Origin of the sequence: Mycobacterium sp. (genome assembly GCF_019247615.1) — a bacterium.
Taxonomy (GTDB): domain Bacteria; phylum Actinomycetota; class Actinomycetes; order Mycobacteriales; family Mycobacteriaceae; genus Mycobacterium.
In genome coordinates this window covers 1-6,991 of sequence record NZ_JAFBAT010000178.1, presented here as the reverse complement: position 1 = coordinate 6,991, position 6,991 = coordinate 1, and the positions used below count along the sequence as shown (strand labels likewise).

General features: G+C 63.3%; 9 protein-coding genes. 2 read left to right on the top strand and 7 right to left on the bottom strand.

From position 1 onward, the window contains the following. The coding region (locus tag JO059_RS12125) for an NAD(P)-dependent oxidoreductase (protein ID WP_293318941.1) at positions 1-738 on the bottom strand (738 nt) is incomplete at its 3' end. Between the two features lie 157 nt (positions 739-895). On the opposite strand from JO059_RS12125, the gene JO059_RS12120 reads away from it, so the two are divergent. Beyond that, positions 896-1,129, top strand: a complete 234-nt coding sequence (locus tag JO059_RS12120) for a hypothetical protein (protein ID WP_293318939.1) — start codon at positions 896-898, stop codon at positions 1,127-1,129. Between the two features lie 122 nt (positions 1,130-1,251). On the opposite strand, the gene JO059_RS12115 is transcribed toward JO059_RS12120, so the two are convergent. From JO059_RS12115 to JO059_RS12095, 5 genes are all read right to left on the bottom strand, one after another. Next, the gene (locus JO059_RS12115) at positions 1,252-2,337 is read right to left on the bottom strand and encodes a DUF5808 domain-containing protein (protein ID WP_293318937.1); all 1,086 of its coding nucleotides are present in this window, start codon (positions 2,335-2,337) and stop codon (positions 1,252-1,254) included. Continuing rightward, on the bottom strand, positions 2,334-2,726 hold the full coding sequence (locus JO059_RS12110; protein WP_293318935.1) for a GntR family transcriptional regulator: 393 nt from the start codon (positions 2,724-2,726) through the stop codon (positions 2,334-2,336). Before JO059_RS12110 ends, JO059_RS12115 begins: the two co-directional genes overlap by 4 nt. A gap of 274 nt (positions 2,727-3,000) precedes the next feature. Beyond that, on the bottom strand, positions 3,001-3,600 hold the full coding sequence (locus tag JO059_RS12105; protein WP_293318933.1) for an AAA family ATPase: 600 nt from the start codon (positions 3,598-3,600) through the stop codon (positions 3,001-3,003). A 279-nt stretch (positions 3,601-3,879) separates the two neighbouring features. After that, the gene (locus JO059_RS12100) at positions 3,880-4,659 is read right to left on the bottom strand and encodes a class I SAM-dependent methyltransferase (protein WP_293318945.1); all 780 of its coding nucleotides are present in this window, start codon (positions 4,657-4,659) and stop codon (positions 3,880-3,882) included. Positions 4,660-4,678: 19 nt separating this feature from the next. Beyond that, positions 4,679-6,022, bottom strand: a complete 1,344-nt coding sequence (locus tag JO059_RS12095) for an NAD(P)/FAD-dependent oxidoreductase (protein WP_293318931.1) — start codon at positions 6,020-6,022, stop codon at positions 4,679-4,681. Between the two features lie 166 nt (positions 6,023-6,188). Here JO059_RS12095 and JO059_RS12090 point away from each other — a divergent pair, with 166 nt between their 5' ends. Next, positions 6,189-6,776, top strand: coding sequence for a TIGR03086 family metal-binding protein (locus JO059_RS12090; RefSeq protein ID WP_293318929.1), 588 nt, complete (start codon positions 6,189-6,191; stop codon positions 6,774-6,776). Positions 6,777-6,816: 40 nt separating this feature from the next. Here JO059_RS12090 and JO059_RS12085 read toward each other — a convergent pair. Further along, positions 6,817-6,991: alpha/beta hydrolase (locus JO059_RS12085; RefSeq protein ID WP_293318943.1), on the bottom strand; the 175-nt coding region annotated here is incomplete at its 5' end.

The following is a 6,991-nucleotide window of genomic DNA, read 5'->3' as shown; positions in this document are numbered from 1 at the left end:
GGTACCGACTGCCTTCCCCATCGCCTGGCTGTTCTGCTTCTTGGTGACAGGGTCGTCATCGACGATGTTGTAGGTCCCGGCCGGGCACTGCAGGGCGGCGACCACGGCGCTGGCCGCGTCGGCGAGATGGATCGACGACATGTACGTGTCGGCCCGACCGGCCTGGAATGCGATGTGGCGACGTGCCAGGGCCATGATCTGCTCGCTGTGCGCCGCACCGGGTCCATAGAACAATCCAAACCGCAAAATGACTGCGTCCCCTCCGGATTCCGCAAATCGTCGAGCACTGGACTCTGCGGCGTGATTCCCCGCAGCAATCGGGTACCGATCAACGTTCCAATCCTCGTCGATCCAGTGGTCCCCACCGTCGTGATAAATCATCGCTACGGACTCTTGCACCACCCTCCCAACGCCGGCGGCCAAAGCCGCCTCGACGACGGTCGCCGATCCTTGGGTGCGGATGCGCTGGCAGTCGCTCCAGGCAGACTTCAGGATGAATCGCTGCGGCGACGGCAGCGCCGACGCCATGTTCACCACCGCGTCGTGACCACTGAATGAAGTGGTAAGCCCATCACGGTCGAACAACGACAGCTGAACCGCCGTGGCTCCCTGACGTCGCAGAGCCTCCGCTTTCGTCTCACTGCGGGCCATCGCGGTAACGTCATGACCCGCGGCAAGCAGCGCGGGAACCGCATGGCCACCGATCGCTCCGGTGCCGCCGGTAACGAACACACGCATCCTTACCATCCCCATTGGTGCCGGCTTGCCACTGTTGGTTTCGAGGCTAGCCCGGCGCACACTGGCACCCTTATCAAGAGACAGGATCTGACCACGCTCGTATCCCTAGATACGAGCGGACTCGCAGGTAAAGACAGCTCCGCGCACAATGGTCCCCATGCCGGTGGACACCCGCCACATAGTGCTGGGCCTGTTTCCGATAGTGGTTGTTCTCGTCGTGGATTTGTGGCTTTATGCCGATGCAAAAGCGCAGGCCAAAAGCGGGCGGCCAGTAGTCTTCTCGACCGGTGCTTTCGTTGTAGACACACCGGAAGCGTGGCTCGTTGGGAGCTTGCTGCTGTCGATCATCTTCATCCCGCTCTACCTCTCAATCCGCATCGGTCGTCGCTGACGGCGCGGCGACGCGCCCGAAGCGGTTTGTGCAAAACAAGATTGGTGCATTCGTCAGAAACGACGTTCTGCGTGTGGCGGTGTCCGTCCTCGGGCGCTGCCAGCCTTTGCTCTGCCGACGGGTCAGCCGCCAAAACGCAGGGTGATCAGCACACCGATCAGCGCGATCACGCCGGCCAGAAGCATCGCTGCCCTCGGGTTGCCGAAGTTGAGCGTCCATCCCAGACCGAACCGGCGCGGAACCAGCAGCGCGTGGTCTTCGCGGTTGATATAGAACAGGCCACCGCGCCAGTACTTGTCGTCATCGCGGTGGGTCAGGCCGGTGTCCTGCTCGCCGTCATCGCGCACACGGTTGTTCCTGGCTAGCACCACGACCGCCACCACGACGGCGGCCAGGATCGGCAGCACGACCACCAGCGGTGCCCACGAAGTGACCGTCCCGGTCCACATCAGCAGCGATGATCCCAGCATCCCCACGTCGATCATCGCGACCAGCCCAAGCAATGCCTTGGCGCCCAGTGACATGTAATGGCGGTGCCAACGCGCGGAGCCCACCGGGTGCGCGGGGTCGATGTCGGGGCGGCTACTACGGAGGATGGCTGTCGCGATACCGACCAGCAGCGCCGTCACGCCGATCTGGACGAACACCAGTGAGAAAGCGGTGCCCACTGACTTGGCGGCCAACCGGTTGGGTACGCCGTTGGCGCGGTAGTGCACCACCAGCGTCTCGGGCATCGAAGGATAGAGGACCACGCCGATCACCGCCGTGACGATCATGACGATCAGCGCCGGTGCCAGCCATAACCAGGGAAAACGTGGCGGGTCGGTCCGCAATCGGGTGTCCACCGCGATGCCTTGGCGTAGGCCCTCATACCAGTTCCCGGCGGCCTTCGCCGCCCGGATTTCGTGGTTAGCCATGACAAAGCAGCCGTTCCAGAGGCCAACCAGCACCAGCACCGACAACGGCAGCAGCAGTTTTTCGCCGGTCACCCAGTAGACGACGGCGCCGACTCCGGCAGCGACGATCCCACTGACGAGTACTCGCCATCGGTAGATGCGGGTCTGGCTGACAATCGTCGGGTCGTCGGCATGCTGGGCCGGTACGCGGACCCCGAAGGGCACCGTCGGACTGTTGATCGAGGGCAGACCCAGGGCGATTGCGAGCAGCAGTGCTGCCAACGCGGAGCTCAGGGCGATCGCAATGGTCATGGTGTGTCCTTTGACTTCGGGGTACCGAATGAGTCCAGCGTGGACCGACAGGTGTCGAGAACCTCGTCGGCCGGTAATCCTTTGGCTACGGCTTCGGCCAGCAGGGTCCGTGCCCTCGCGGTCCATTCCTCGCGGAACGGCGAGTGCGCGACCGTCGGCGTCACCACCGCGCCGGTCTTGCGGTTGAGCCGGATCAGGCCCTGCTGGCGCAGCAGGTCGTAGGCCTTGTTCACGGTGTGGAAATTGATCCCGAAGTCCGCGGCGAGCGTCCTGGTGGCCGGCAACGAGCTGCCCTCAGTCAGTACGCCGTCGGCGATCGCCTCTACGATCCGGTCCCGAAGCTGCTGGTAGATCGGCACCTCGCTGGCCAGGTCGACGTTGAGGATCATGGAACCCGCCTCCCATATTGCTCTATAAGTTATAGAACAAAAGGCCACTTGTGGCAACGCCGAACCCGCACGATTCGATGACTACTGGACCACTCCGTGGGATCCCGTTCGTCGACCAACCGGGCCTCGACGAATCAAAGAAGTCCGTAGGACCCGCTCATTCCGCGGCCGCGGCGTGCCGGGAGGTAGAAGCGCGCATGTTTAGGGAGCACATCAAGGCGCTTCGGGACACCATGTGGGAAACCTACTTGCGACCGACACTCGCCCAATGGGGTCAGGCGAATCGAATGTGTTTGATGGATATCCAGCTTTGGCGCAGTCGCCTGCGCACCGGTCCTTCGGTATTCGGTCGGAGCGCCAGGCCGGCTGATGTAGCGATGCATTGGGCCACCTCTGGGACCGCAATCGCGTCGGTCCACACATGGTGGGCGAACTCAGGTCCGCGAAGCCGGTCAAGGCAGCGGTCGACGTGAGATGTAGCAAACGGGTCACGACTGAGCCCCCAGAGGGTTCGGCCGTGGATCCGACGCAGCACGGTCTCCCGATTGGCGAGGAGCGCGAAATGGCGGACGTCGTGGCCGCGTTCCCGTAGCCGGCCCACAGTTTCGGCAAGGTACTTCGGCTCGATAACCGTCATCGGGGCGATCACGACGCCGCGGTGTGCGCCTATGACGTGATCGAGCACTTCATAGACGCCCTGGCGCCAGGCTGGATAGTCCTGGAAGTTGGTGCGCAAAGCCCTAGGCATCGCCCGATGCAACCCGAAACCGATCTCCTCTGGATCACAAACGACACTGTCAGGAAGTCGCCGATGAAGTTCGAATGCGGTCTGCGTCTTCCCGCCGCCGAACGGTCCATTGATCCACACCAACATGTAGGCAACTCTAAGCACGAGCCAGGCCACAACCGAACTTGACATCGGTGGGTCGCTCAACAGTTATAGGCACCAAATCGGTGCCAGCGCATAGGATCGTCCGCCCTAGCGAGCGGAGCCCGAAGGCAGGCGACTCCTAGAGCCGCGGCGCTGGGCGGCATGATGCTGACAGAGCCAACGTTGGTCGCTCGGCGGAAGCGATACCTGTTGCCGCGCAAGCTGTTCCGTCGCAATAAGGCAGACAGGTAACACGGTTGCGTTTCTTCTCTGCGAGCCGGGTTAGCGCAAGCGGGCGAGGTATTGCGTATTGCGGAACAAGGCGACCATGACGGTCGGATCGTTCACCACCCGCCGCAGGAAAGCGTAGTGAGCCTCGATTTCGTCAGCGGGAACACCGATTTCGTGCGCATACGCGGGTGCACACTGGTCGAATCCGATGGCGTGAACGAGTTTGGCTTCGGCCGAGGCGGACACGGGCTGGTAGCGGTCACGACGGTGGATCACAAAGCCGGTCTGATCGAGCAGCTCCTCGACACATTCGGCGACGTCATAGGACGCGCCCCGTGCTCTACCGAGCGCATACCACCAGCAGCGCCACACGTCGCTTTCATGGCTTCCGGGCAGAAAACGCAAGCTGCCGATATCTGCGATCTCCAACAGCAGCGCGCCCCCGTCGACGAGCATGTTGGCCATTGCCCGTAGGGCACGACGAACGTCGCCGACGTGCATGAGCAGAAATCGGCTGTAAACCCAGTCGACGCGTTCGCCGCGTAACGGATCGTCCTCGAGAGCGGCTTCGATGAAGGTCACATTGCTGCGACGAGCCAGGGTTGACCGGGCGATGCGGAGCTGGTCTGCAGACGCATCCACCGCATAGACGGTGCCGGTATCACCGACGCGGGCAGCGATCCTGTCGGTAACAGCACCGTGGCCACATCCCAGGTCCACGATGGAGTGTCCCGCTGCGACACCGGCCGACTCGATAAACGCTGCAGAGTTCGGATCATAAAACCGCCCTAGCAGTTTGAGTCGTTCGGCGTCGGCATCGCCTAGCCCCATGCTGTAGCCCGGCCCGGTCTTATCTGGAGTGGGCAACCGCTGTTCCCCAGTCTGGCTCCCGGTTCATGATTCTGGTCCGATCGGCTAGTCGTCGTTTGCGACGGGCTTGTTTAATGCCTTGTCGTGCAGTGGAAATGAATTCTTTGACCGTCGCCGGTGTATGTCTGGGGTGCTCTCGGATGGCGCGGGCGGTGGCCCGCAACGCCATGGTGGGTGTGTAAAGTTTGGACGGCGGCATGTCGTGGTTGAGAACTCGGATGAATGCGCGGGTGGCGGCCGGGCTGGCGCTGACCTCATGGAGAAGAGCATTCGTCCATGGTGAGGCCGGGCCGGGAGCACCCATGCGCGCTGCATACCAGTACATTTCGTAGGCATCGTGGTCGCGCCAGTGCGACCACTGTTGCATCGCATCGTCGAGGCCGTCGCCGGCTAGGCCGTGTTCGATACCGTCGGCCAGTTGTTTTGCTTGGCGCAGCGCGTCGGAGATGCCCTGGCCGGGTGTGAAGTCTTTGAAGTGTCCGGCGTCGCCGACGAGGACCCAGCCGGGGCCGGCGGATTGGCGGAAGTAGCCGTGCCATTTGGTGAAGACTCGCAGCGGCCCGACCCGTTTGGCGTCGGCCATGAGGTCGGCTAGCTCCGGCCACTTCCGGATGGCGTTGGTGAAGAAGATGTCGCGGTCAGCCTGGAATTCGTTGGCGCGGGATTGATCCGGCGCGATCGCTGCCATGTACAGGTCGCCGTCGGTGGGTCCAGCGAGGTAGCCCATGTCTTTCATCCGGCCGAACCGGGCGAGGCCTGCTCGGTCGACCCCTTCGAAGTAGCCCCAGGCCACCATGCGGCCGGGCTGGGTCACATCGTATTCCTGGGCGCCGACCGCGTCGGCGACCGTCGAGTGTCGCCCGTCAGCGCCGACGACCAGGCGCGCACCGATGGTGCCCTTGTCAGTGCGCACGCCGGTCACGCGGTCCCGATCGCGCAGCAACCCGTTTACGCGCGTGCCGGTCCGTATCTCGGCTCCCGCGGCGCCCGCGGCCTCGACCAGCAGCACGTCGAGTGTCACGCGCCGCGCACACAGCACCGGATGTTCGGTCCGGGCGTCCACGGTGGCGTGTATTTGGACGTCGTCGCTGGCGATTGTGGCGGCGTGCAATGGTGCGGCGCCTGCACTCATCAGGGTGTCGAGCACGCCGAGGTCGTGGAGGACGTCTACGCCGCATGACTGGATCATGTGCGTCGACGGTGTTTCCGAGGGAAAGTGGGCCCGATCGAGGACACAGACTTTCAGCCCGCGGCGTGCCAGCATGGTGGCCAACGGCGATCCGGCGCAGCGTGCCCCGACCACCACGACGTCGAAGGATTCCATCGCACTCTCCCTGCTTTGGTTGAGCTGCCTCACCGTCGTCGCCCTTATTGATACCACATATTTCTCTTATTTTTCTTAATTTGGGGGTATGGTGTGGGGCATGCCGAGTCTCCCTGACGTGAAAAGCATTGCCCCACAGCAACCATCACGAGGAAGGGAACTGTAGATGCCTTTCCCGGAAGTGACACACCTCGTGCAGGCCGCTGTAGCGGTTGACAGCGTTTTGGCTCGCGTGAGCGGCGACCAGTGGAGCGCGTCCAGCCCGTGTGCGGAATGGACAGTCGCAGACGTGACCGAACACCTCATCGAAGTCAATCACTCATTCACCAGCCAGCTTCACCCCGACGATAACTCTGCGTCGCCCACCGCGACCGGCTCACCAGCCGGACTCGGTTCACCCGACCAACTCGTCGCGCGATACCGCTCCTCCACCGAGGAATTGCGCCGCGCGCTTGCCTGTGCGACGCAGCCAGACGGGCAGCTGCCCAAACCGCTGCGCAGTCGGCTCGCATTACGTGTGGCCGACTTGGTCATTCACGGCTGGGACATCGCGACCGCGACAGGTTGCTGTCTGCGTATCGGCGACAACCTTGCCAATGAGGTGCTCGCATTCGCTGACAGCCGCAGCGCGGCCCTACAACGCAGCGGCCAGTTCGCCTCACCACAACCGATTGACGTGAACGCGCCGGCGATCGACCAACTCGTCGCGCTGTCTGGCCGAATCCCACCAACAGCGCGAACGCAACAGAATTAGGACTCTTGCCACCGAGTCGCATGCCCCTGGCCGAAAGCTTTCAGGCCCAAGCGCCGCCCTTGTTCAAATCGGCTAAGAACTCGACCAACTCGGCGCTGACCTCGTCGGCGCGTTCCTCCTGAAGCCAGTGCCCGGCGCCGTCAAGGGTGACCTCGCGAAATGGTCCGGTGACCACTTCTGCGGCGCGGTCACGCGGCGTGAAGCCTTGCGTCGGG

Coding starts and splice junctions, on each gene's coding strand:
- JO059_RS12120 (WP_293318939.1), top strand. CDS start 896: ATGCCGGTGGACACCCGCCACATAGTGCTGGGCCTGTTTCCGATAGTG.
- JO059_RS12115 (WP_293318937.1), bottom strand. CDS start 2,337: ATGACCATTGCGATCGCCCTGAGCTCCGCGTTGGCAGCACTGCTGCTC.
- JO059_RS12110 (WP_293318935.1), bottom strand. CDS start 2,726: ATGATCCTCAACGTCGACCTGGCCAGCGAGGTGCCGATCTACCAGCAG.
- JO059_RS12105 (WP_293318933.1), bottom strand. CDS start 3,600: ATGTTGGTGTGGATCAATGGACCGTTCGGCGGCGGGAAGACGCAGACC.
- JO059_RS12100 (WP_293318945.1), bottom strand. CDS start 4,659: ATGGGGCTAGGCGATGCCGACGCCGAACGACTCAAACTGCTAGGGCGG.
- JO059_RS12095 (WP_293318931.1), bottom strand. CDS start 6,022: ATGGAATCCTTCGACGTCGTGGTGGTCGGGGCACGCTGCGCCGGATCG.
- JO059_RS12090 (WP_293318929.1), top strand. CDS start 6,189: ATGCCTTTCCCGGAAGTGACACACCTCGTGCAGGCCGCTGTAGCGGTT.